Origin of the sequence: Chryseobacterium sp. SN22 (assembly GCF_008329705.1) — a bacterium.
GTDB lineage: Bacteria > Bacteroidota > Bacteroidia > Flavobacteriales > Weeksellaceae > Chryseobacterium.
In genome coordinates this window covers 1-25,428 of record NZ_VTSX01000003.1, presented here as the reverse complement: position 1 = coordinate 25,428, position 25,428 = coordinate 1, and the positions used below count along the sequence as shown (strand labels likewise).

General features: G+C 38.4%; 19 protein-coding genes. 4 read left to right on the top strand and 15 right to left on the bottom strand.

The annotated features are described in order from the left end of the window. Positions 1–63: 63 nt before the first annotated feature. The 7 genes from FY557_RS02280 to FY557_RS02250 all read right to left on the bottom strand — a co-directional run bounded on the left by FY557_RS02280 (position 64) and on the right by FY557_RS02250 (position 10,508). Positions 64–537, bottom strand: coding sequence for a DUF3347 domain-containing protein (locus FY557_RS02280; RefSeq protein ID WP_149245673.1), 474 nt, complete (start codon positions 535–537; stop codon positions 64–66). 328 nt (positions 538–865) lie between these two features. After that, a complete protein-coding gene (locus tag FY557_RS02275) occupies positions 866–1,243 on the bottom strand; it encodes an HYC_CC_PP family protein (protein ID WP_149245672.1) in 378 nt (125 codons plus the stop codon). Between the two features lie 147 nt (positions 1,244–1,390). Beyond that, positions 1,391–3,637, bottom strand: coding sequence for a TonB-dependent receptor plug domain-containing protein (locus tag FY557_RS02270; protein ID WP_149245671.1), 2,247 nt, complete (start codon positions 3,635–3,637; stop codon positions 1,391–1,393). A 190-nt stretch (positions 3,638–3,827) separates the two neighbouring features. Then, the gene (gene kdsA / locus FY557_RS02265) at positions 3,828–4,637 is read right to left on the bottom strand and encodes a 3-deoxy-8-phosphooctulonate synthase (protein ID WP_149245670.1); all 810 of its coding nucleotides are present in this window, start codon (positions 4,635–4,637) and stop codon (positions 3,828–3,830) included. A 208-nt stretch (positions 4,638–4,845) separates the two neighbouring features. Next, the gene (locus FY557_RS02260; protein ID WP_149245669.1) at positions 4,846–5,370 is read right to left on the bottom strand and encodes a DUF1697 domain-containing protein; all 525 of its coding nucleotides are present in this window, start codon (positions 5,368–5,370) and stop codon (positions 4,846–4,848) included. A 42-nt stretch (positions 5,371–5,412) separates the two neighbouring features. Continuing rightward, positions 5,413–6,903 carry a hypothetical protein gene (locus FY557_RS02255; RefSeq protein WP_149245668.1) on the bottom strand — a complete coding sequence of 497 codons (1,491 nt, stop codon included), beginning with the start codon at positions 6,901–6,903 and terminating at the stop codon, positions 5,413–5,415. 119 nt (positions 6,904–7,022) lie between these two features. Beyond that, positions 7,023–10,508 (bottom strand): DUF2723 domain-containing protein, encoded by a 3,486-nt coding sequence (locus tag FY557_RS02250; protein WP_149245667.1) that lies wholly within the window; start codon positions 10,506–10,508, stop codon positions 7,023–7,025. Positions 10,509–10,731: 223 nt separating this feature from the next. On the opposite strand from FY557_RS02250, the gene FY557_RS02245 reads away from it, so the two are divergent. The 3 genes from FY557_RS02245 to FY557_RS02235 all read left to right on the top strand — a co-directional run bounded on the left by FY557_RS02245 (position 10,732) and on the right by FY557_RS02235 (position 15,471). Next, on the top strand, positions 10,732–11,769 hold the full coding sequence (locus FY557_RS02245; RefSeq protein ID WP_149245666.1) for a PLP-dependent cysteine synthase family protein: 1,038 nt from the start codon (positions 10,732–10,734) through the stop codon (positions 11,767–11,769). A 76-nt stretch (positions 11,770–11,845) separates the two neighbouring features. Then, positions 11,846–13,105 (top strand): aminotransferase class I/II-fold pyridoxal phosphate-dependent enzyme, encoded by a 1,260-nt coding sequence (locus FY557_RS02240; RefSeq protein WP_185151636.1) that lies wholly within the window; start codon positions 11,846–11,848, stop codon positions 13,103–13,105. Positions 13,106–13,269: 164 nt separating this feature from the next. Then, positions 13,270–15,471 (top strand): B12-binding domain-containing radical SAM protein, encoded by a 2,202-nt coding sequence (locus FY557_RS02235; RefSeq protein WP_149245664.1) that lies wholly within the window; start codon positions 13,270–13,272, stop codon positions 15,469–15,471. A 366-nt stretch (positions 15,472–15,837) separates the two neighbouring features. Here the strand turns inward: FY557_RS02235 and FY557_RS02230 are convergent, their stop codons facing one another. The 3 genes from FY557_RS02230 to atpD all read right to left on the bottom strand — a co-directional run bounded on the left by FY557_RS02230 (position 15,838) and on the right by atpD (position 18,583). Then, positions 15,838–16,659, bottom strand: a complete 822-nt coding sequence (locus FY557_RS02230) for a hypothetical protein (RefSeq protein ID WP_149245663.1) — start codon at positions 16,657–16,659, stop codon at positions 15,838–15,840. A 78-nt stretch (positions 16,660–16,737) separates the two neighbouring features. After that, positions 16,738–17,019 carry a FoF1 ATP synthase subunit delta/epsilon gene (locus FY557_RS02225; protein WP_149245662.1) on the bottom strand — a complete coding sequence of 94 codons (282 nt, stop codon included), beginning with the start codon at positions 17,017–17,019 and terminating at the stop codon, positions 16,738–16,740. A gap of 55 nt (positions 17,020–17,074) precedes the next feature. Then, positions 17,075–18,583 carry a F0F1 ATP synthase subunit beta gene (gene atpD, locus FY557_RS02220; protein WP_149245661.1) on the bottom strand — a complete coding sequence of 503 codons (1,509 nt, stop codon included), beginning with the start codon at positions 18,581–18,583 and terminating at the stop codon, positions 17,075–17,077. Positions 18,584–18,809: 226 nt separating this feature from the next. On the opposite strand from atpD, the gene FY557_RS02215 reads away from it, so the two are divergent. Beyond that, the gene (locus FY557_RS02215; RefSeq protein ID WP_149245660.1) at positions 18,810–19,730 is read left to right on the top strand and encodes a bifunctional riboflavin kinase/FAD synthetase; all 921 of its coding nucleotides are present in this window, start codon (positions 18,810–18,812) and stop codon (positions 19,728–19,730) included. A gap of 614 nt (positions 19,731–20,344) precedes the next feature. Here the strand turns inward: FY557_RS02215 and FY557_RS02210 are convergent. The 5 genes from FY557_RS02210 to FY557_RS02185 form a co-directional block, all read right to left on the bottom strand. After that, entirely contained in the window at positions 20,345–22,561 is a 2,217-nt protein-coding gene (locus tag FY557_RS02210; RefSeq protein ID WP_149245659.1) for a hypothetical protein, read from the bottom strand. Positions 22,562–22,716: 155 nt separating this feature from the next. Beyond that, positions 22,717–22,995 carry a carboxypeptidase-like regulatory domain-containing protein gene (locus FY557_RS02205; protein ID WP_185151631.1) on the bottom strand — a complete coding sequence of 93 codons (279 nt, stop codon included), beginning with the start codon at positions 22,993–22,995 and terminating at the stop codon, positions 22,717–22,719. Beyond that, complete coding sequence (locus tag FY557_RS02200; protein WP_149245657.1) at positions 22,995–23,687, bottom strand: GLPGLI family protein; 693 nt, start codon at positions 23,685–23,687, stop codon at positions 22,995–22,997. The genes FY557_RS02205 and FY557_RS02200 overlap by 1 nt, the downstream gene beginning before the upstream one ends. 71 nt (positions 23,688–23,758) lie before the next feature. After that, a complete protein-coding gene (locus tag FY557_RS02195) occupies positions 23,759–24,076 on the bottom strand; it encodes a hypothetical protein (RefSeq protein WP_149245656.1) in 318 nt (105 codons plus the stop codon). Positions 24,077–24,495: 419 nt separating this feature from the next. Continuing rightward, entirely contained in the window at positions 24,496–25,275 is a 780-nt protein-coding gene (locus FY557_RS02185; RefSeq protein ID WP_410495637.1) for a GLPGLI family protein, read from the bottom strand. Between the last annotated feature and the right edge of the window lie 153 nt (positions 25,276–25,428).

The following is a 25,428-nucleotide window of genomic DNA, read 5'->3' as shown; positions in this document are numbered from 1 at the left end:
TTAACTGCAAACCCATTCCCGTTCAAACTTTACAACTCTTTTATTCTAAATAAAACACAAATCTTATTTAATGGTTGACTTCACATTCCCACACGTAAGCATGGATTTCCCATAATACGGGTTGGCAATTTTTGTTTCGTTGCTCAGCCAGCTTCCATCGGCCATCGGGCAATACTGAACATACACGGGGCTCTCGGAAACTTTGAACTCTTTAGTTAAAGCAATCATGTTGTCCGAAAGATTCATAAAAGTTTCCCGCTGGCTGCTGATGTTCCGGGCTTCAGAAATCGCTGTCGCATCTTTTCTAAGCGTATTCAGGTTTCCTTCCGAGATTTTTTTGTAATCAATAGCTGAAGCGGTTTTAATGAATTCGGTTGCCGCTTTTGAAGTTTTTTCAGCATCATCAGAGGACAAAGCCGATTTTATGGCAATGTAATTCTGATAGAGTCTGGAAATCTGCGCATCTTTTTTAGACTGTGCTGAAATGGAAATAATTGAAAATAAAGAGAATATTGCAGTGATGATATATTTTTTCATTGTCTTAAATTTTAGGATCATTTTTAATAATGGCTTAAAAATCGCATAACGCGACAGAGCGTGTCGTTTTTTAATAATGCCCTGATAGTACGATCTTCACAGATGATGTGTGGCTTCGAGTGCCTCAGCCACCGGGTAGCCGTTCCTTAGGATCGTGGGACTAGAGATCAAAGATTTTAAAACTTATGTGTTTTAAAATATGCATAAAATTTATCTTTAAATCTTATATTTCTAATGTGCTCAGAGCTTTTGTGACTTTTGTGATAAATCTCCCCACATATGGCAAAGAGGACGCTGTTTTAGCAGATCATTTAACGACTGACGGATTCTAAATCCTAAAATGACAATGGGTAATAAAGATGGGGACGGGCCGGATTTCAGGCGGCGCGTTGATCCTGATCCGGGTAAATTTAGAGCTGGAAAAAGACAGGTCGGTAACAAAAAACCTCTGACGGGAAACTTGCAGAATTTGTTTTAAAAGATCAATTTTAAGGAAATCCGATTTTTGGGAATCATCAACTTTCACAACTCTGATCTCGGTTTTGCAGCAGTCTTTTTTGGTTTTAACGCCGCATTTGCTGCAAACGTCTTTCGTATTACGGCTTACCGATGCCAATTCATTCATGCAATAATGAACATTGAAGACTGCCCCGGAAGAAAACCCGAAGTAGAAAACAGAGAACACTATAGCAAGAATCTTTTTCACTGGAACAAAGTTAAAAATTATCTGTGGTATCTATGTTATAAAATTATGTATTGTTGTTATAAAATCCGGAAAAATAAAAAACTCCTGAATATTTCAGGAGCTTATTTCTTATCTGTTAAAACTGACAGAACAATCCGCCAGCTATGTTTATTTAATTCTGAATTCAAGTTTTACATTGAAAAAACGTCCGGTCAGACGAACCGGAACCGGATACATCAGGTTGGTGTTGGCATCCGTGATCCATTGGTTGGCTACCGTATTCCTGATATTAAAAGCGTTGAAAACCTGTACGCCAAGCGTCAGTTCGTCAAAATTTCCCCAAAAACCGTAAGCGGTATTTTTTTCTTTCGGTTCTATAAATGCATAAGACAGTCCCAAATCCACTCTTTTGTAAGAAGGCAGCGTTTTCTGATAGGAATATCCTGCGAAATAATCGATTTTCCGGTTTTCATCCAGTACAATGGGAGATCCGGTAGGCAGTCCCATTGCATAAACAAGGGTTAAGTTCACCCGCATTTTAGGGAACTTCGGCATATAATCCTGATAAAACATGGCGAAACGGAGTCTCTGGTCGGTGGGTCTCGGGATATCCCCTCTTCCGTCAATATTTTCATATACCCGGGCATAACTTGCCGACAACCAGGAATCAACACCCGGAACAAATTCCCCGAACAAACGGGTATCGATCCCATAGGCCGATCCGGTTGCATTGTTTTTACCGGAATATCGGATCCTTACGTTATCCATAAAGTATGGAATAAGGTCGTCCATTTTCTTGTAATACAATTCCGTAGTCAGCTTAAACGGCCGGTCGTACATTCGGAACTCATAATCATTGGCCAGGATCGCCTGGATGGAACCCTGGGATTTGATATTTGAATTAAAATTCCCGTCAAGATCTTTGATTTCCTTGTAGAACGGTGCCTGGTAATAGATCCCTCCCGAAAGCCTGAAGAGCATATCGGAATTCCAATCCGGCTTGATGGCAAACTGGGCCCGCGGAGAGAAAATGGTTTCATTATTAAAGCTCCAATGCGCGACCCTCGCCCCTGCATTTACAAAGACTTTGTTGCTGCCCCAAAAGAATTTCTGGGAAAACTGGGCGTAAGCAGACATTCTGGTCGGCTGGATATCATTTTTTCCTGAAATGTTATAGTATAAATCCAGATTCGGCGGATTTCTAGGATCAAGAAGTGCAGAAATCGGCGTGCTGTATCCTGCCGAATCTACAAGTTTCCATTCATTGGTCAGGTCTTTCAGGCTTTCTTTTTCATATTTAAAACCTACTTCGATGTCGGTATTTACGTTTGGTGAAAACCTGGCTCTGGCCTGGGTTCCGTATGTTTTTACAAAAAGGTCGTTCCGGGCATGCTCGATCTGGCCGCCGGTATCGTAGGACGTAACGGGCGCTCCTGTAACCGGATCAAAAGTCTGCAGTACATAAGCTGAAGCAATGGAATAATATTCCCGCTCCCGGTTCTGGTAGGCAAAAGCATCCAGCGTAAACCTCCATTTATCCGAAGGCTTGAAATTCAGGGAAAACGTTCCCATCATATTTTTATACTTGTCATCCTCACGGCCGCCGTAATTTACGGTAAGGTTGATTGGCTGCTGTAAGGAACCGAAGTCAATGCTTCTCTCTTTCGGAATCATCTCATAATCGTTCTTCGAATAATACCCGATGAACGACATGGTCAACTTCGGGCTAAAATGATAATTAAGATACGTCTGGAAATCCATATACTTCGGATTGAAGTCCGTATCTTCTTTTAATGTATTGAGGACAAGATTGGTATTTCGGTATCTTCCGGAAAACAACGCGGTAAATTTCCGGTTTCCTTCACCGTCTTTTCCTGCGGCAAAGCCGGTCGTCAGCCTTCCTCCGATTAAGCTGCCTTCGCCGGCCACCTCAAATTTTTCCGGTTCGCGGTAATAGATATTCAGTGCCGAAGACATTTTATCGCCGTATCTCGGCTCAAAACCTCCAACTGAAAAGTTTACGGTAGAAACCATGTCCGGATTGATGATGCTCAAACCTTCCTGCTGAGAATTCCGGATCAGGAAAGGCCGGTAAATTTCAATATCATTGATGTAGATCAGGTTTTCGTCATAGTTTCCGCCACGAACCATGTATTGTGAAGAAAGCTCCGTATTGGAGTTTACGGAAGGCAGGGTCTTCAGGATTCCTTCAATCCCTCCGGAGATACTCGCCACATTCCTTGCATCTTTAGCCGAAATTTTCACAGCTGTCATATCGTTGGTGCTTCCCGTTACTTTTTTCTGGAAAACAACTTCTTCGATGCTTGCGGTTTTCAGCGTATCCTTCTTCTTTCTTACCTGAGAGAATACTAATGCGGGAACCAGAAGGCTCAATGGTAAAACTAGTTTTTTCAAAAGAAATGTTTTAAAATTTCAAACGTGAATATATAAATTTTATTTTAACTTATTTAAACTTTCTTTAACATTCATAATCATCAATTTTCAGCAGTATATCCCGTATTTTCATGATTATTGAATCGGAAAACACTGTTATAGATTCAAACCGGTGTTAAAATTCAGATAAGCTTTTTTAATAGCGAAGAAACTAAAGAATAGCTTCTCTTACCCGGGTTAATTTTTGTAACAGGTCTTCCAGCAAATCAAGTCGCAGCATGTTGGCACCGTCGGATAAAGCAGTTTCAGGAGTCGGGTGCGTTTCAATGAAAATTCCGTCCGCTCCAACGGCGATTCCTGCTTTGGCAACGGTTTCGATCAGGTCCGGTCTTCCTCCGGTTACCCCTGAGCTCTGGTTCGGCTGCTGTAAAGAATGGGTAACATCCAGAATCACCGGCGCATAATTCCTCATCGTCGGAATTCCCCTGTAATCCACAATTAGATCCGTGTATCCGAAAGAATTTCCCCTTTCGATTATGGCTACTTTCGGGTTATCGGAATCCGTAATTTTCTGAACGGCGAATTTCATAGATTCCGGGGAAAGAAACTGTCCTTTTTTCAGGGAAACACATTTCCCGGTTTGGGCTGCAGCCACCAGAAGATCGGTCTGGCGAACCAGAAACGCCGGAATCTGAAGCACGTCCACGTATTGCGCTGCCAAAGCGGCATGCTCATTTTCATGAATATCCGTTGTGGTGGGAATATTAAAAGTCTCTCCTACTTTTTTAAGGATTTCAAGCGATTTTTCTTCACCGATGGTCGTAAACGAATCTACCCGGCTCCGGTTGGCTTTCTTGAAGCTTCCTTTGAAAATATAGGGAATGTTATATTTGTTGGTGAGTTCTACCACTTTTTCAGCGATCTTCAATGCCATGTCTTCGCCTTCGATGATACACGGTCCGGCAATAAGGAAAAAGTTTTTTGAATCTTTGTGGTGGATGTTATCTAAATACTGGATCATTTTATGGTAATTAAAAGTTCAGTAAAAATACTGAGAAAGTTCGTAAATGCGAAATTATTTACCGATCATCTTATTTAGTCATGCAGATTCAGCAGATGAAAGTTATTTAGCGAATGACTTCATCTGGTCATTAACATCTTTAATCGTAATACTGACAAAAGGAACTTCCACTATCCAGCTTTCCTTTTGCGGCTGTAAGACCCTCAGATTAAAATTTCTTCAGGATTTTTTCAAATGTATTTACATTACGGCTGGTGAATTGGTCTTTGAGGGATTTCTTTCCGAGAATTTTTCCAAATCCGGAATCAAGAGTATTTCCCTTCGGAACCTGCCAGTAAAAAGTATCATCTACAATTCTGGCGGTTTCTCTTTCAGCTTTTGAAGCATTTTCAAACTCCTGCATTAAGATTTTTTCTACCCTATTGTCTCCCACAAAAATATATGAATGCAGATCTTCATTTTTTTCAAAAGGATTATTGTCGAGGTAAGTCTGTACTTCTTCATGCAATCTTACGAAAAGAAAGGCTTGATACGAGAAATGCTTGGACATCGCTTCTTCAAGAATCTTTTTTAGGGCATCCGCATTCTGATCTGAGGAAAAAATAATGTTCCCGGAAGCAAGCACCGAGGATACTTCAACCATCCCGGCTACCTTGAACACCTGGCAGACTTCTGCCATTTTCATGTTGGTTCCTTTTACATTGACACCACGGAGAAAAGCACAGTACTTCATAGAATTGGTTTAAAATTTAAGATTCAAAATTCAAGGTTAATGTTAGGGTTCTACCCTTTCGTACAGGTTGTAATCTGTTCCGGAAGGTTTCAGGATATAGATCTTTTCCAGAATCCTGTTGTCGCTTTTCAGATGGTCTTTTACCCGGAATTCTTTGATCAGCCTATAATGGGCTTTTATGTATTCCGCATTTTTTGTGTTAAAAAGGTCATCGTAGGAAAGCAGGTATTTCGGCTTCCTGTTCTTTACAGTATTGATCCAGAAATTCGGTTTGTCCTTTTTAATTTCTTCCTGTACTTTTTTATCCACCAAGCCAACTTCGTCGATGGTTTTTAAGCCTGAAAAATACGGCACATAACCGGCAGGTTCCAGGAAGATCCACTGGTTTTTATCTTTTTCGTACCCGTTTAAAAATAAACCGATGGTCCTGCGGTAATTCCATTCTCCGTTTCCGGTCGCAATAGAATGTATGGTCTGAAAAGCCAGCATCGGAACAATATATATCACCATCAGTAAAGAAAGCCAAAGATTTCTTTTTTCTCTCTGCTCCAGAACAAAGATCAGGACCGGAACAAAAAGAAGGATCTGCGGCACCCAGTAATACCAGTCGAAAAGGCTTTTCTGCGAAAGGAAAATCAATTGTTTTACCCATCCGAAAATAAAGATTGTCCAGAGAAAAACGTTTCTTTTATTTCTCTGCCGGATCAGATAAACAAAACACAGCACCTCGAAGATCAGGACAACAGTGGTTATCGGGTTAAAGTCTCCCGGCAGCTTCAGCATTCCCCAGAAATTCCCAAAATTTAACCTGAAATAATCAAGGTTCTGCTCAAAGGTAAAATCTTTACTGTAGGCTAATTTTTTAGCGACAATGGTATTGTTGACAAGCTCACCGAAATACAGCCAGTTAAATGCGAGTGTTGCTGCAATCCCGGCAACGCCTCCCAAAATATAAATCCATCTCATTTTTCTGGTCCGGAACAAATCCACCAAAAACACGATCCCCAGAAAGATTACCGTATCGATCCTGGTAAACAGGATCAGGACCGGAAATAAAAACAGCGCCCATTTTTTACCTTTAAAAAAGCCGTAATACAGCAGAGCCATTTCCAGAAAGAAAAGAATGCCATATTCCATTCCAAGAATTGAAACTTTAATCGCAGGCGGTAAAATGCCTATTAAAAAAATAAAGATGGCTTTGTGCCAATTATTCTTCAGTAAAAGATGCGACAGGAATAAGCTTCCGATGGTAAAAAGAACCGAATTAAAAATAAGCAGCGGAACAATAAAGTTCTCTTTCCCGAAAATAACATTGAACAGGTAAGAAACAAAAACATACAGATGTGTGGTGGAGGCAGAGATTTTTTCCGGTCCGTTAAAACCGATCACGCCGTAATCCATCATGTTCTGGGCAACCCTCCAGGTAATAAAAGCATCCTCCTGAATGTAATTCGTAAGTAAAAATAAAAGTTTAAAGACAACTGTAATGAGTACAGCATATACCGGGAACCTGCTATTTTTCGTTTCTGACATTGTGCTTCGTTAATCAGGCAAATATAATCTTAAAATTCCTCAAATCCCAACACAAAAAAAACGGAACCGAAGTTCCGTTTTAAATTTTAATTTAACGCAAGGCCCGCAAAGTTTTAAACTTATTGGGTTGCTTTGATGATCGAGTTGGTGATCTGCGTTTCCTTCTCTTTCGAATAAGTGGAATCAAAAGGTTCCATCACATCGAATAAATACTGGTAAAACGGCGTGATTTTCTGTACCTGTTCCGATTCCTTCATCGCTTTTTCCTTACCCATTTCTTTAAGGTTTTCAATAAACCCGTTGAATTTCTTGTCGATCGGTTCAATGGATTTTACCAGGTAATCGTAGGCTTTATCTTTCTTCCCGATTTTTGTATAAGCGTCAGTAACTGCTGAAACCACTAATGAATATTCCATCGGTTTCGTTCTGATCTGTCTTCTTAAATAGTTCTGATCGGCTCTGCTCAGGCTCATGTAATAATCGTACTCGTCAAAGACTCCTTTCTTCAGCACTTCTGCCAGCTGTAATCCTTTTTTCTCCTGTCCGGAAACGATATAGCCATATACCATAGAGCTTAAAGAACGCAGATCGTTGTATTTCTGAGCCGGGATTTCTTTGGAAGCCAGATCCAGTAATTCGGAGGCTTTGGCATTTTGACCCATGGTTGCCAGAGTAGCGGCGGCTCTGCTTGCAGCAGCCCTGTAGCTCATAATGTTGGACGTTGCCGTTTCATCGAAATGGGTATCAAGATCCTTGAAATTCCCCCATCTGAAGTTTTTCACTACATTATATAAAGAGTTTCCGTCCACTCTTCCCATATCTCCGTTCTGCGTCTGAGGCGTGTGAACCGGAACCAATCGATAACTGAACCCGTCAAACTGAAGGTATTCATCCAGGTAAAAAATATTTTCGCTGTCGTAGATTCCTCCTGAAGAGAAGCTGATCGGCCTTTTCCAGTCGAAGTTCGCCAGCACATCAAGCATGATCAGGTTATTTTTATATAAGGTATTTCCTTTATAGGTAATCATGATCTGGTTTACGGTATCCGGAAGATCGGCTGCCTTGATAATTCCTGCTTTTACGGCATTTTCTTTATTTACCGGCAGGATGAATTTATTTACCGGTAAAATATTGTATTTTTCATATTTCTCCTCACCGAAATACATTTTTAACAATTCGTTCTTTGCCGGAGAAGTATATTTAAGAAAGCTGATGGCCTGTTTCATCGTCATGGAATCCTGAGTAAGATATTTTCTGAATTCCGCAAATTCCGTAGGCGGCGCGCCCTGCTCTTTAAGCATAGAGAACAGACCTTCCCAATCCGATTTCTTCATCATATAGATCTGGTCATTTACACCGTCTCTATAATCCTCATGAGTCAATACACCCGGAACCGGTGCTGCATTATAGGTTCTTCTTTTAATCTGATCGATATTCCAAGGGGTTGAAGCCAAGGTAAAGTTTACTACTTTTACATCGTCTCTGAACTGCTCCGTCTCCTGGATGGCCCAGACCGGATAGGTATCGTTGTCTCCGTATACAAACAGAATATCTTCTTTGGGTAAAGATTTCAGAACGGAGTATCCGTAATCATAGGAAGTATACCGGTTATGTCTGTTGTGAACATTATAGTTCTGGAAGCCCATCATAAAAGGAACCCCTAAAAGAACAATACCTGCCACCAGGTTGGCTGCATTTGCTTTTATTTTAGACTGCAGGAACCAAAGAATTGCTCCTGCTCCCAATCCGATCCAGATGGCAAAAACGTAGAATGAGCCTACCATTGCATAATCTCTTTCTCTAGGTTCAAACGGTTTTACACCAGTATAGAAAATAATCCCGACACTCATCAATACAAAGATCGACAGCATCGCATAGAATCTTCCGAAGTCCCTGTTCAGCTGGAAAAAGAATCCGATCAATCCTAAAATTAGAGGCAAAAAGAAAAATTTGACTGTACTTTCATTCCTGAATTTGGAAGGCATCTTGTCCTGATTCCCCCATAAAGCATTATCGATAAAAGGAATACCGGAGATCCAGTTTCCTCTTGTGCTTTCCATATTTCCTTCAAGGTCGTTCTGACGGCCTACATAATTCCACATTAAATAACGAACGAAATAATACCCGTTCTGGAATGTAATGAAATAATCAAGGTTCTGCGCCAAAGAAGGCTTCTGAACGTTGATCAGGTTATACGGTCTAACTTTCAGATAGTCTCCAGCAGTAATCGATCCGTCTTCATATTTTTTTCTAAGTTCATCGAAAATCTGCTTTGCTTCAGGGTTGTCTGCTACATCTTCATTAGCATAATTGAAGGTAAAATCCGGCGCTCCGTACATGGAGATGTAGTTGGCCATCACATCTTTGTCTTCATTGAACATTCTGGGCATAAAGCCGACATGCGCCTTGTTGAAAACATAGTTGAAACGGTCTCCTGTTTTGATGTATCTTCCTGTTTTGTCATTTTTTTCATAGATTTCGCCCGTTTTCTGGGTCTTGAAACTTCCATCTTCATTTTTATCAATTCCGTTGGCATCAAGGAAAGCCGTATAGTTCTGTCCATAAATGGTCGGCCAGTCACCGTATTGCTCCCTGTTGTAATAATCTAGCATGCCGATTGCATTATCCGGATCATTAAGGTTCATCGGAGGATTGGCGTTGGCCCTGATCGGAATCACCATCCAGCAGGAAAAACCGATCATCATGAAAACCACTGATAAGGCAATGGTCTGAAACATATTCTTCTTCATTCTTCTGGCATAGGAAATCAGGAAATAACAGATTCCTATCATCAATACAAATGCTACGATCGTTCCTGAATGGAAAGGAAGCGATAACCCGTTAACGAAGAAAATCTCAAGCTTCCCGAACATCGTCATGATAAAAGGGAAAATCCCTTTGAAGACAATGGCCAGAATTAATAAAGTAATTACGTTTGCCCAAAGAAAGTTCTTCCAGGTAAATTGATAGCTTCTTGCATAATACACAAAACATACTGCAGGAATCGCCAGCATACACATCATGTGAACTCCGACAGAAAGCCCAAGGATAAAGAATATCAAAATAATCCATCTTTCATTGTCAGCCGCCTTATATTCATTTTCCCATTTGGTAATCAGCCAGACCAAAAGTGCAATAAACATGGATGCCATCGAGTATACTTCCCCTTCTACCGCAGAGAACCAGAAGGTATCTGAAAAAGTAAAGCACAAGGCACCTACGATCCCTGCAAAAAGAATAGAAATTTCCTGATGCTTTGTAATTTCTTCAAAATCTTTGTGCAGAAGCCTTCTTACAAAGTGGGTGATGGTCCAGAACAGAAACAGAATGGTAAATGCACTGAACAAGGCTGACATCGCGTTGATAACGATAGAATAATTTTCGCCTTTTCCCAAAGCAAAAATGGCTGCCACGGCACCCACAATCTGGAATAATGCTGCTCCGGGCGCATGCGTTACTTCAAGTTTTACTGCTGAGGAAATGTACTCGCCACAATCCCAGAAACTGAAATTCGGTTCTATGGTGGACAAGTACGTAATAAATGCAATGGCGAAAACTACCCATCCGAGAAGGGTGTTCCATTGCCTAAAAGTCCAATTTTTCATATTATTAAATCAATTACGCGAAAATAAGGCTTTTATATGATTTTAGAGGGTTTTTAACAAAATTTAAAGGTTTTGGCTCACTTTTTGAAAAGTTTCATCATTGGATAATAAATACAAAATAAATTTTACGTAGCGTAGATTTCAGAAATCAAACAAAAGTTTAGAAATTGAATTTATTTTTTTGTATTTTTGCCGACAGATTTTTATTGAAAAATAACAAATAATGAGTAATGTTTACGATAATATACTTGGCCTAATAGGAAACACTCCTATGGTGAAGCTTAACACTGTGACGAAAGATATTCCTGCAACCGTTTACGCCAAGTTAGAATCATATAATCCTGGACATTCCACTAAAGACAGAATCGCACTTCACATTATAGAAAACGCTGAAAGAAAAGGTTTATTAAAAGAAGATTCCATCGTTGTAGAAACGACTTCCGGAAATACAGGATTCTCTATTGCCATGGTCTGCATTATCAAAGGATACAAATGCATTCTGGCCGTAAGTGACAAAACAAAACCTGAAAAGATTGCGTATCTTAAAGCATTGGGTGCTACTGTTTATATCTGTCCGGCGAATGTTCCGGCAAATGACCCGAGATCATATTATGAAGTAGCCAAGAGAATAGCTGCAGAAACCCCTAATTCCATATACATCAACCAATATTTCAACGAACTGAATATTGATGCCCATTATCAGACGACAGGTCCTGAAATCTGGGAGCAGACGCAAGGCAGGATTACCCATCTTTTTGCATGTACGGGGACCGGCGGTACATTGTCCGGTTCAGCTAAATTTCTAAAAGAAAAAAATCCCTCTGTCAAGATTATCGGTGTGGATGCAGATGGATCTATCCTGAAAAGCTATCATGAAACCGGAGAGATCCATAAGGAAGACGTTCATCCATACCAGATCGAAGGAATGGGAAAAAACTTAATTCCTTCTGCTCTTCTGTTCGACAAAGTGGAGGAATTTGTACGGGTAAATGACGAAATGTCCGCCTATAGAACCCGTGAGATCGCTTTGAAAGAAGCCATCATGGGAGGATATACTACCGGGGCAGTTACCCAGGCCTTAATGCAGTATGCTCAGTCTCACGAATTTTCCGAAAATGACGTAGTGGTTCTGATTTATCCTGATCACGGTTCAAGGTACATTACCAAAGTGTACAGTGATAAATGGATGGCGGAACAGGGTTTCATCAACAATTGTGTTCACAATTATGATGAAGTCTTCAAAACGGAATTCATCAAGTAAGGAGCGAAAAAATTTATACAAACCAAGCCTTTTTGTAACCACGAAAGGCTTTTTTACTTAAAATATTAATAAAATGTTGGATATTTTTGACAGAATAAAAGAAAATCCAGGACCTCTTGGACAATTTGCAGATTATGCAGAAGGCTATTTTGTTTTCCCGAAACTGGAAGGCCCTATTGGTCCGAGAATGAAATTTCAAGGTAAAGATGTAATTTTCTGGAGTGCCAATGATTATCTTGGGCTTTGCAACCACCCGGAAGTACTGGAAGCCGATGCAAAAGCGGCTGCAGAATTCGGAATGTTTTATCCGATGGGTGCGAGAGCAATGTCCGGAGAAACACAACAGCACCAGCAATTGGAAAAAGAACTGGCAGAATTTACCCAGAAAGAAGCTGCTTATTTATTGAATTTCGGTTATCAGGGAATGGTTTCGGCGATAGACGCATTGGTTACAAGACATGATGTTATCGTTTATGATGCGGATTCTCATGCCTGTATTGTAGATGGAGTTCGTCTGCACATGGGGAAAAGTTTTACATTCAAACATAATGATATTGCAAGTTTAGAAAAGAACTTAGCGAGAGCAACTAAGGTAGCAGAGGAAAACGGAGGCGGAATTTTAGTGATTACTGAAGGGGTTTTCGGAATGAGGGGTATGCAGGGAAAGCTGAAAGAAATTTGTGATTTAAAATCAAAATTCAATTTCAGGCTTCTGGTTGATGATGCACACGGTTTCGGAACATTAGGCAAAACAGGAGCCGGCGCAGGTGAAGAACAGGGCTGTCAGGATCAGATTGATGTTTATTTTTCAACTTTTGCCAAATCGATGGCCGGTTTCGGAGCATTTCTTTCAGGAGATGAAACCATCATAAGGTTCTTAAAATACAATCTCCGTTCTCAGATTTTTGCTAAATCTTTAACAATGCCTATGGTAATCGGAGGTTTAAAACGACTGGAATTGCTAAGGACACGTCCGGAAATTAAGGATAAATTATGGGAAAATGTAAATAAGCTTCAAAACGGATTAAAGGAAAGAGGTTTCAATCTCGGAAATACAAATACGTGTGTAACTCCTGTTTTTATTGAAGGCACTACTATTGAAGCAACACTTCTGGCAAAGGATCTAAGAGAAAATTACGGAGTTTTTACTTCTGTAGTGGTATATCCCGTAATTCCGAAAGGAATGATTTTACTGAGATTAATTCCTACTGCCTCTCATACAGATTCTGAAATTAACGAAACACTTGCTGCTTTTGAAGGTATCCGCGAAAAGCTGGTTTCAGGACAATACGCTGAAATGGAAAAACAAATGAATATCGAGTACAAGCAAATGTAATCTGATTTTCATCAAAATAAGAAAACCATCAGGATATATTCTGATGGTTTTTATTTTTGAAATCAATTTTACCACTATCCTTCTTTAATTTCAGCAAACCTAAATTAAGGTCCACAGAAATTGTAAAAATTAATTATTTGAAATAACTTTGCAAAAAATTTCTGTTGAAAGATCTGCTTCTTATCACCCCACCCTTTACGCAACTTAATACTCCTTATCCAGCTACGGCTTACATTAAAGGTTTTCTGAATACCAAAAATATTTCAAGCCATCAGACAGATTTGGGGATCGAGGTCATTCTGGCATTATTCTCCAGAGAAGGACTCCGGAAAATTTTTGATAAGAATATTGATCTTTCTGATGTTTCGGAAAATGCCCAACGGATATTTACTTTAAGAAATGAATATATCAAAACCATAGATCAGGTCATCCGTTTTCTTCAGGGAAAAACACCAACCCTGGCCCGGCAGATCTGCTCAATGAATTTTCTTCCGGAAGCTTCCCGCTTCAACCAACTGGATGATATGGAATTCGCCTTTGGAAATATGGGATTGCAGGATAAGGCCAAGCATCTGGCCACCTTATATCTGGAAGATCTTTCCGACTATATTGTGGAAAATATAGATCCCGATTTCGGATTCAGCCGTTATGCAGAGCGGTTGGGAAAAAGTGCCAACTCGTTTGACGAACTCTATGCTAAAATACTTGGCAATTTAACATTTATCGATCATTTTACTTTACAGCTGCTTCAGGAAAAACTGGAACTCGTACAGCCGAAGCTGGTTTGTTTTTCAATACCTTTTCCGGGGAATCTGTATGCAGCTTTCCGTTGTGCCAAATTCATCAAAGAGAACTATCCCCATATCAGAACCGCTATGGGCGGCGGTTTTCCGAATACGGAATTACGGGAAATAAAAGACCAAAGGGTATTTGACTTTTTTGACTTCATTACCCTTGATGACGGAGAACTTCCTCTTGAATTGCTGTATGAAAACACTCTCCAAGCCAAACAAAATCAGAACGAAGCACTGCAGTTCAAAAGAACTTTTTTGATGGAAAACGGTGAAGTAGTTTATAAAAACAATTCGGTACGGCATGATTATAAGCAGGCGGATATCGGAACTCCTGACTACAGCGATTTGAAACTGGACCAATATATTTCCGTGATCGAAATTGCCAATCCGATGCACAGTCTCTGGAGCGACGGAAGATGGAACAAGCTGACAATGGCACATGGCTGCTATTGGGGAAAATGCACGTTCTGCGATATTTCCCTGGACTACATCAAAATCTACGAACCGATTTCAGCAAGAATCCTGGTCGACCGGATGGAAGAACTGATCGAATCGACGGGAGAAACAGGATTTCATTTTGTGGATGAAGCAGCACCGCCTGCCCTTATGCGGGAAGTGGCCCTGGAAATCCTGAGAAGAAATCTGGTAGTCACCTGGTGGACCAATATCCGTTTTGAAAAAAGCTTCACGAAAGATCTCTGTTTTCTTTTAAAACTTTCGGGCTGTGTTGCGGTTTCCGGCGGACTGGAAGTAGCGAGCGACCGTTTGTTAAAATTAATCGATAAAGGTATTTCCATTGAGCAGGTCGCCAAAGTCACCCGGAATTTTACGGAAGCCGGGATTATGATCCATGCTTACTTAATGTATGGCTACCCGACGCAGACGATTCAGGAAACGGTGGATTCTCTGGAGATGGTCCGGCAGCTTTTCGAGATGGGAATTTTACAAAGTGCCTTCTGGCATCAGTTTGCCATGACGGCCCACTCACCGGTCGGACTGAATCCCGAAGCATTTGGCGTCACTCCAATGAAGCAGGAAATTTTCTTTGCCAACAACGATATTGATTTTATTGACAAGACCGGAATCGATCATGGGAAATTTAGTTTCGGACTGAAAAAATCCCTGTTCAATTATATGCACGGAATTAATTTTGAAATTCCGCTTCAGGAATGGTTTGACTTTAAAATTCCGAGAACAACCATTCATCCGGATTATATTCATGACTGCCTTCTGGAAGATGATGATTTTAAATTTAAAGGCAGCTCAAAAATCATCTTTTTAACACAAAATGTAATCGCTGAGAATCGTATAAAAACAAAAAAGAAGTCCGTTTACCCGTACACAAAAATTACAGCGCACTTAAAAACCAATATTGTCAGCGTAGATCTGGAACAGGAACAGGCAGAATGGCTGATGTATGCATTTAAGGAAAATGCCATTGAAAATCAGAAAAAGCCTACGCTTCAGCAACTTAAAGAGAATTTTGAACAAAGCATAGAAGATTTTGAGTTGTTCTGGTTCTCCAAACCGATGCAGCAACTAAAGGAAAACGGGGTGATTTTGAGCTTATAGTTTTTATTGAATTTTCAGCGGGATTTTTAAAAATCTATAAATTGTACTTTAATTTCATATTTTTAAATGATTCTTCATGAGACTTTGTCTTATCAAATCTTAAAAACCGAGATTTGGTATTAAGGAAAAATAATTTGGAAAGATTAGGATTTGGGATTCCTACGGATGACAAGCTTTGTGTTTATTGGCAGTATTACTTCTTACGCAATGATAAGCTTTATGTTTGATTATTCTACTTTATATCCTCTTGTATAGTTTTTCAACATTACGTTTGTCATTCCGTAAGAATCTAAGCATAGAATCAGCGATCAGTTTAAAAGCAAATTGTAAAATGTGGATGCTATTATATGTTCAGATATAAAACAATTACTTCTGCACCCCATCTTTCGTCACCTCTCCTACAATGACTTTTTCCTGGATCTTGATAAAACTGGGATCCATGATGGCCATTCTTTCGGCAATGGCTTTGTAGGTAGGGAACTTCAGGATTGATGCCCGTCCGGACATTTCCCGGTAAAGCGTAAATGTTTTACCCCCTGCCGATTTCAGCTGCTTCGTGGTGGTAATGTATTTACCGATGTATTTGCTGTTGGCATCATAGATTTCGATGTCAACAAAGGTTTTATCCGTAACGGTATCGTCCGCTCCGAAACTTACCGGAAGATTGGTAAAGTAACCGACCGGTTTCCCATTGCTTAAAATTTCCCCGACATTGTTGACGGTGATATTTAATTTATCAATTTTGGTTCTTGTGGTATAAGCCTCTTTGGTTTTCGTATCAAGTTTTCGCTTAGGGGAATTTTTAAAAAGTTCATCCAGATTTTTAATATTGATGCCCCGTTCATCAATAATTTTCAGGCTTTTCACTGAAGTATAGGCCGCTGATTTTTCTTCTCCGGAAAATGCGGACGGCGAAATGTAATCCATTTCCAATGTTTTGTCCTGGTTGTAGATCCTTCTGATTTTGATATAGCTGTCACGAACCGAATCCACGATGCTTTTATCCTCAAATTCCATGGTGTAGATGGGCGTTTCCTTAAGATCCATAACAGTATACAGGCTCCCTTTATTTGAAATTTTGGCTACAGGAATTCCTTCAAGATGTACAATTCCTCTTTTTATTTTGACGGTCTGTGCCTGAAAAAAGACACTGAAAACTGTACATAAAATGATTAAACTTCTTAGCATAAAACCGGATTCTTACTACATAAAAAAAAGTGTAACAAAGTTACACTTTCTTGAAAATATATTTAGCTTTTCATTTAATTATTCACAAAGGATAATTCCTTTATTATGATTAAATTCTACAACACCGCTTTTGATAGGATAAGAAAAGACCGAATCTTTCTCATTTTCTTTGGTAAAATATTTTGCATACGGCTCATCAATAGACTTAGCATACAAATTCACTTTACCACCAATTAAAGAAGAAACAATTCCTGCGTGGTTCTGCATGATGTGGAATTCACCATTTTTTCCCGGCAGCAATACAGAGTCTACTTCTCCTTCAAAAACTACGTATTCTGGTGTTAAAATTTTTATATTCATTTTAATTGCTTTTGGCTTTTGGCTAATAGCGATCGGCTATCAGCAATTAGCATTATTATGCGTTATCAGCTAACATTTTTTGTCCGGCTTCGATCGCTTCCTCGATAGTTCCTTTCAGGTTGAAAGCAGCTTCCGGTAAGTGATCCAGTTCACCATCGATGATCATGTTGAAACCTTTGATGGTATCTTTGATGTCTACCAATGATCCCGGGATTCCTGTAAACTGTTCTGCTACGTGGAAAGGCTGAGACAAGAATCTCTGAACTTTTCTCGCACGGTAAACTACGGATTTATCTTCTTCGGAAAGCTCTTCCATACCCAAGATGGCGATGATATCCTGAAGTGCTTTGTATCTCTGAAGGATTTCTTTTACTCTCTGTGCACAGTTGTAGTGTTCTTCACCGATAATTTCCGGAGCAAGGATTCTTGAAGTGGAAGCCAAAGGATCTACTGCTGGATAGATACCCAATGAAGCAATTTTTCTGTCCAGTACCGTCGTTGCATCCAAGTGGGCAAACGTTGTTGCCGGAGCCGGGTCAGTTAAGTCATCCGCAGGTACGTAAACCGCCTGTACGGAAGTAATGGAACCGTTTTTCGTAGAAGTAATTCTTTCCTGCATCGCTCCCATCTCAGAAGCAAGGGTCGGTTGGTAACCTACCGCCGATGGCATACGTCCAAGAAGTGCAGACACCTCAGAACCGGCCTGTGTAAAACGGAAGATGTTGTCTACGAAGAAAAGTACATCTCTACCCTGTCCGCTTTCTCCACCGTCTCTGTAGTACTCAGCCAAGGTAAGACCTGAAAGGGCTACTCTCGCTCTTGCACCTGGCGGCTCGTTCATCTGTCCGAAAACGAATGCGGCTTTAGAATCTTTCATCGCTTCCACATCCACTTTGGAAAGATCCCAACCTCCGTTTTCCATAGAGTGCATGAAATCGTCACCATACTTGATGATTCCCGATTCAAGCATCTCTCTCAAAAGGTCATTTCCTTCTCTCGTTCTTTCCCCTACACCGGCGAAAACCGAAAGACCTCCATGTCCTTTTGCAATATTGTTGATCAACTCCTGTATCAATACCGTTTTACCTACACCGGCACCACCGAACAAACCGATCTTACCTCCTTTTGCGTAAGGCTCAACCAGGTCGATTACTTTAATCCCTGTAAATAAAACTTCTGCAGAAGTTGAAAGCTGATCAAATTTCGGAGCCGGTCTGTGAATTGGAAGACCACCCTCCTTAGATATATTTTGAAGTCCGTCGATAGCATCACCAACTACGTTGAAAAGTCTTCCGTTTACTGCCTCACCGATTGGCATCACGATAGGATTACCGTATCCTATTACGTCCTGCCCCCTTTTAAGACCGTCGGTAGCATCCATTGCGATACATCTTACCGTATCTTCTCCAATATGCTGTTCTACCTCCAAAACTACTTTTTCACCGTTTTCTTTTGTAATTTCCAACGCGTCATAGATTGCTGGAACTGCTTCCACATCACTGAAGACAACGTCGATTACCGGACCGATAATTTGAGAAATTTTACCTTTAATTTGGTTTGCCATTGCTAAATTTTTTCTTGGTGCAAATATAATGATTCTTCATTAACCCGCAATTGGTAAAAAACAGATTTTTATCATATCTTTTACTGAATATACCAATATATTGACTTAACCCTTTACCAATTAAATTACAGGTGATAGATAGAGTTGGCATTATCTGTCGTTAAATATGTGCATTGTTATATTGTTCCGTTAGTTTGCTTATATTTGCAGTCAAAATTTTTCCGGTTTGAAAGTTTTCAGGAATTTTAGCGAATACACTTCTCAAAAGCCCTTGGCATTGTCTCTGGGTATGTTCGACGGGGTTCATCTCGGCCATAAAAGCATTATCGGTGAACTGATAAAGGTAGGTGGAGAAAATCATCTGGAAACCGCAGTGCTCACGTTCTGGCCGCATCCGAGGTTTGTTTTCAACCCGTCTGAAAACCTGAAGCTGCTGAATACCCTGGAAGAGAAAACGTTTTTGATGGAAAAATACAACATTGAAAACCTGTTCCTGAAAGAATTCGATGAAGAATTCAGAAACCTGACCGGTGAAGAATTTGTACGGCAGATCCTGGTGGACAAACTGCATGTAAAATACCTGATTATCGGATACGACCATTCTTTCGGGAAAAACAAAAGCGGGAACTTCGAACTGCTGCAAAAGCTTTCACGGGAACTTGATTTTGAAGTGGAACAGATGGAAGCCATCAATATCCATGAAAACAACATCAGCTCTACCAAAATCCGGAAAGCCCTTCTGGACGGAAATATCCGCGAAGCCAACGAAATGCTGGGTTACTCCTACTCCGTCTCCGGAACCGTAGTACATGGAAAAAAAATCGGAAGAACTATCGGTTATCCAACCGCCAATATCGAAACGGATTCTATCAAGCTTCTACCGAAAAAAGGGGCTTATATTGTTGAAGTTTTAATTAAAAATCAACAGTACAAAGGAATGCTGAGCATCGGCACTAATCCCACGGTCAACGGTGAAAAATTAACGGTAGAAGTTTATATCCTCGATTTTAACAATGATATCTACGACGAAAAAATCACTGTGAAATTCCGGGATTTCCTTCATGATGAAATTAAGTTTGAAGGACTTGAAAAACTGATTGAAAGACTGGATGAGGATAAAAGACTGACGAAAGAGTTTATTTTCTAAGGCTTAAAACCTGTTAAATTTACCTTTTATATTTTAACATTAAGAATTTAAGGTTTATTTAGCTTAAAAAATCAATGTATCGGTTGTCCGGTGATATTCATTTAAATCAATTGAAATCATCGTATTAAAGTGAAGAATAAACAAGGTTTATTTAATTCAGAAAATTAAGCGAAATGACCGAAAGTTTGCTGAATCAAAAATTTAGACAGGCTCTTATTGGGGGCATCAGTTCGAGTGGATTTACAAATTTCTCATTTTCTTCTCTTTCTTTTTCCCTTTGTCTCAGAATTTCCTGTCCTTTGATAATGGTAGTTTAAACATTTTGGGCATCAGTTTAATACTTCAAAGTGAAATAAAAATATGGTATTCATAATATGATTACTCACTTTTTATTGAAAATTTTGTATTAAATAACTATATTACAATGAATTATAAACAGTTGTTTAATTAGAATTAATAATTTGCAACTTGGTATTTTACGGAAAATTTATTCTGTGAATTCTGTATTTTTGCCTACTTATAGAAATTAAAGGCTGATTCTTCAGATCGATAAACAGAGATAAAATCTATAAATCAAAGTATAATTATGAAAAACTTATTAGGAACTATTCGATTTAAAAATTCTTATTCACTCCTAAAACCAAATGACGCGGAATCAATCTTTGTGTATACAGGCTCTCGCTGATATTGGATATCGAATATCTCCGGATGCTGTCTGAGTTCAGAAGATTGTTTCCCTGAATGAAGACATTCATATTATATTTTTTCAAGATATAATTCGCTTTGACATCCCAAAACTGGGTGGTTTTCTGGCCTGTGTTCCCAAATTTATAATATTCCACAAAAGATTCTATTTTGAATTGTGTACCCATGGTTAAATAAAGGTTGAAAAAACCTTTCTGATCCATATAAGAGTTGGAATTTACCGGAGAATAGATTTTATTGAATGTCCATTCATAACCCAGTTCATAATTGATAAACCTGGTCCATCCGGATTTCATTTCAAAACCTGTTTTCCAATTCGTGAACTGTGTTTTTATCAACGGCTGATTATTAACGCTGTTTTCATAATCCGAAAACAGGTAAGAGCCCAGAATACTCAATCTCGATTTTACAAATTTCAGGTATTTTCTCAATTCCAAATTTGAAGACAGATTGCTGTTGTTTTTTACCAGGATGGTTTGGTTAAAAGTATAATTGGGATTTACAATCATATGGTTAGAAAGATAATCCTCGCTTCTTATAAAGTTGATATTAAAATCCAGATATTGGGACATCTTTTCACCGATCGTGTAACTGAGGCCTGCATTATAATCGGGCAAAACTGTAAATTCCGTATGGTTTTGCCTGAAATTCCTGTTTCCCTGGTAAATATAGTTGGTATAAACATCATTAATTGAAATAGTGGAAAACTTTCTTCCTGCATTAATACTAAAATTTCCCGCTTTGATGCTTTGATAGCTGATGTTGGCTGACGGGGAAACATAAAACCCGGTTTCTTTGTTGTTATTTAAATCTGAATAAATCATCTGGTTTAAAACCGTAAACCCGTAATTCCATCTTTTGGATTTTTTTCCGTATTTCAATTGCCCGAAAACAGTATTCAAAAGATAATCTGTATGATTAACGAAGCCGGATCGGTCAAAATATATGGTCTGACTGTCCGCATTCAAAGCCTGGAGATTTGAATGTAACTTATCTTTTCTGAACTCATCCCCCAACTGCAATTCCAGGAAGTGTTCTTCCGAATACTTTTTAAGATATGATATTTTCACCCCTCCGAAATTCATTCTGGAATCTATACTCTGACTTATTTTTTGTGCTTCAGGAATATTCAGAATGGAGGAAAACACATTGTTTTCCTCGGTAAAGTGATAAGGCCGGTTCTGAAAGATATATCTTGCTACTGTTACCCAGGCTTTGGAGGAATCTATCTTTTTGGTATACGTCAACCGGTTTTCATTGGCAAAAAGTTCATTTTTTCCTATCTGGTTATTAAGCTGTTGATTAAAAATGAAAATATTGTTGTTTTTTTCATTTAAAGAAGAGATTTTATTGTAAAACTGAACGTTGGAATTATTTTTAAAATCTTTTGAGAGTTCTAATTTTCCTACAATATTCCTGTTGTTTTGTTTCCATGTTTTATCTTCATTATTAATGAAACTTAAACCATCAAAATTAAATTTATAATAAGAGCTGATATAATTCCTATTTTCTGTCCCGTTGAAAATGGTAACAAATTTCAGTTTCCAGTCGGTTTTAAAATTATAAATGTAATTCACTGAAAGCAATCTGTCGTTATTAAAATTTGTACGCCTGTCATCAAACTGAAAATTTTTCTGGTGAAGATTAACCGTTGAAAGGGTATTGATGTTCGTTCCGACATTTTCAACATCATTTTCTGAACCCGGACTGATCAGGTAGTCTACTCCTTTCATTTCATTCAGCCCCAGATTATTGGCATTAAATAAAAAATATACCTTTTTTCTTTTGGTAAAATTCATCATATTGAGCTTACCCTGGTGCCTATTTTCTTTATAGCTTGTAGAAGCCAGCAATATATTGCCGAACCACTTTCCTTTGGCATCTTTTTTTAAAGTAAGGTTTAAAGCTATACTTTCTGAATCTTCAATATTCTTAAGGAGTTTGTTTTTGGAATAATTTTTAAGTACCTGAATCTTATCCAACGGTTTCGAAGGCATATTTTGGGTAAGTGTCTGATAGCCTTTCTCAAATAAATCATCATTTTCTATCATCACTCTGGAAACTTCCTTGTTCCCGAATTTTATTTTACCATCATTCAGAATGGTAATTCCCGGAAGTTTTTTCAAAAGATCTTCTACATTTTGCTCTGTCCCGTTCGAAAAGTTCAGGGCGGTATATTCTATGGTATCTTTCTTTATCTTAACAGCTTTGCTGCGTGTAATAACTATTTCCTTTATTTCTTTTCCTTTGTCGGTTTCTATGTTTACCTTTTTCAGGTCGATTACCGTATTTTTTTTAATGAAGGAAACCGGAATGTTTTTTTTGTATATCCTGATGCTGAAATCTGCAGAATAAATTCACCGAACTTATCGGTATTCAATAGAAAACTTCCGTCTTTATTGCTAAAGACGAAAGTAATAATATGGTCTTTTGAATCTATAAGGATCACATTGGCTCTTGAAACCGGCTGGTTGTTTTCCGATATTATAAATCCTTTAATCTCTGTCTGCGCAGAGACTTTTAAGAATAATAAAATAAAAAGTAAGCATAGATGTTTCATTATGGCTTTTGAGTTGCTTCCCATTCAAAAGACACTTCTTTCATTTCACTTCGTAAAGGTGAAGCTTTAAAAGAAGTTCCGGCAGGAAAAGATGCCATTATTTTATTCAAATTATTCTGTAATTTATCATTTTCCAGAGTCACCGCATCTTTGAAAGGTATAGCTTTTGCCATCTCATTATCTACATATGCTACAGCATTTTCAGGAATCCATAAATCCGTATTTAAATTCAAACTTTTTATCACATATTTATAAGCGTTGTTTGAATCAGATACTTCCAGAATCAGTCCCGGTAAGCCATTTAATTTCCAGGGACCATAATGGCTCATGATTTCCATGGTAAACCAGGCTGTATACCTTCGTCCCCGGAATTCTGTAACCGCTTTCCTGGCATTATATCCCAGAATTTCTTTACGTTCATCCGTAATTTGCCATTTTACCTCCGGAATATCTTCCATTGCATAAAATACCTTTGCTGGAAAACTGAATCGACTGTAGGTTTTATTATTCTTATTGACAACAGACGCTGAAAATTTTTTTATATTGAAATTTTTGCTGACTGTACTATAATCGGTTCTATCAGTTTTATCAAAAGCACCTCCATGAATGAAGAAATAAGACTCTTCCTGATTGAACGCTAAATATTCAGAATATTGCTTTTCATCATAATGGAAAAACTCATATTCTGCTATATTGTTTTGTGAATAAGCAAAGTTAAAACAAGCCTACCAGAATAATGAAAATTTTTAACTTCATCTGAGATCTAATTTACATCCGTTGAAATTTCCTGTACCTGCTTATGAAACCTTACGGAAACAGTTCCGTCCGCATCTCCATCTCTACAAGGACCTGCAGAACCAAAGCTAAGGGATTCTACCAGATTCCCCTGGCTGTCATACGTATCGTACCGTTGACCATACCAGCAATCAAACAACTTCTCCGCTTTGTCCAAGATCTTCACAATTTCGCATTTTTGTTTAAGATCATTTAATTTGATCTCCTGATTATTGGACTGATTTTCGGCTAATGCCATTCCTGAAACTCCTACTGTTAAAAACAGGCTTAAAATAATTTTTTTCATGTTAAAAATTTTTAAAAGTTAATAATCTCTTTGTTCAACTGATTACACAATTAGTTTCAACACTTCAAAGTAAAATAAAAAATGTGGTATACGCAATAAGTTTAATCACTTTTTATTGAAAAATTTATTATGTTAAATAGATATACTACAGCTAATTATAAAAAATTATTTAATAAAATTTAATTATTTCCAGGCTTATTTTTTATGAAAAATTTATTTTAAGAATTTCCGATTTCTTCTTTCGCTTTTTTCGTCAGTGATTTGTAAATGAGTTCATATGAATGATCGATCATTTCAAAAATCAACTTTCATTTTAAGCCGTCCGGCCATACGGAATTTCAGTTCTAAAATAAAAAACCGTATCAAGCCATACGGTTTTTTGTGACGGTTCAATCCTGCGATTTTAAGCTATTGATATTTCAATCTTCTAACTCAATAGGATTATGTCCTTTTTTTTCGGTACTAACTGCTTTTTGTCTTTCTTTTTGATTTTGGGAAAACACGGTACCCATACTTTCCAATTGATATCTGGCATTTTCTCTAAAATTTGTTCTTGCCTGAGATAACTCTTTTTTAGTAACATTCTTAGAGTTCTTATAGTACCTTTCACTTACGGTTACCACCTTACCTTTTAATTCAGAACTTGAGGTCGATTTTACCAACTCAAAATCATAATCTCCGGTTTTATCTGTAATTTTTACAATTAATCCGGGAAGGCCACTGAATTTATAGGGACCAAAAGGAAAAGGAATCTCAGTTGCATACCAGGCGGTCCAGTCTCTTCCCTTATAACGGACCTCCGCCTTCTTACAAAGAATGGAATTAATTACCTTTGTATCATTAATAAGTTTCCAATTATCAGCAGCGGGGCTATCATAGGATAACAAAGTCATTCCTACCGACTCATAAAATTGTGAATGATTACTTGCTTGGATAATCAAAAAATTAGATTTTGAAACCGGGATATCGCTCAAATCAATAACGTCCTTATTCTTATTGTATTTTGCCATGAAGAGAGAGTCAAATTTCAATGCATTTTCACTGATAAAAAAAGCACGGTTATTGCCTATTTGTAATGAATAGAGTTCCTGATTTACATAGTCCTGATTGAGAGTATTAGGCTTATACCTAAGTAAATAGGTAAATTCTCCTCTTAATGAATCCTTGTTGACAGTCTGAGAAAATACAAAAGAGAAAATAAATAAGAATACAATGTTTAAAAATTGGCTTTTACTAATTCTGAGATGATGTTGGGTAAATTCATTGGATGGTATTTTAAATTAAATTCAGTCTTAGATACAGAAAACTTCATAAGAATAGTGGAAAGTTTTGTCTCCTGACCTGGCATGATG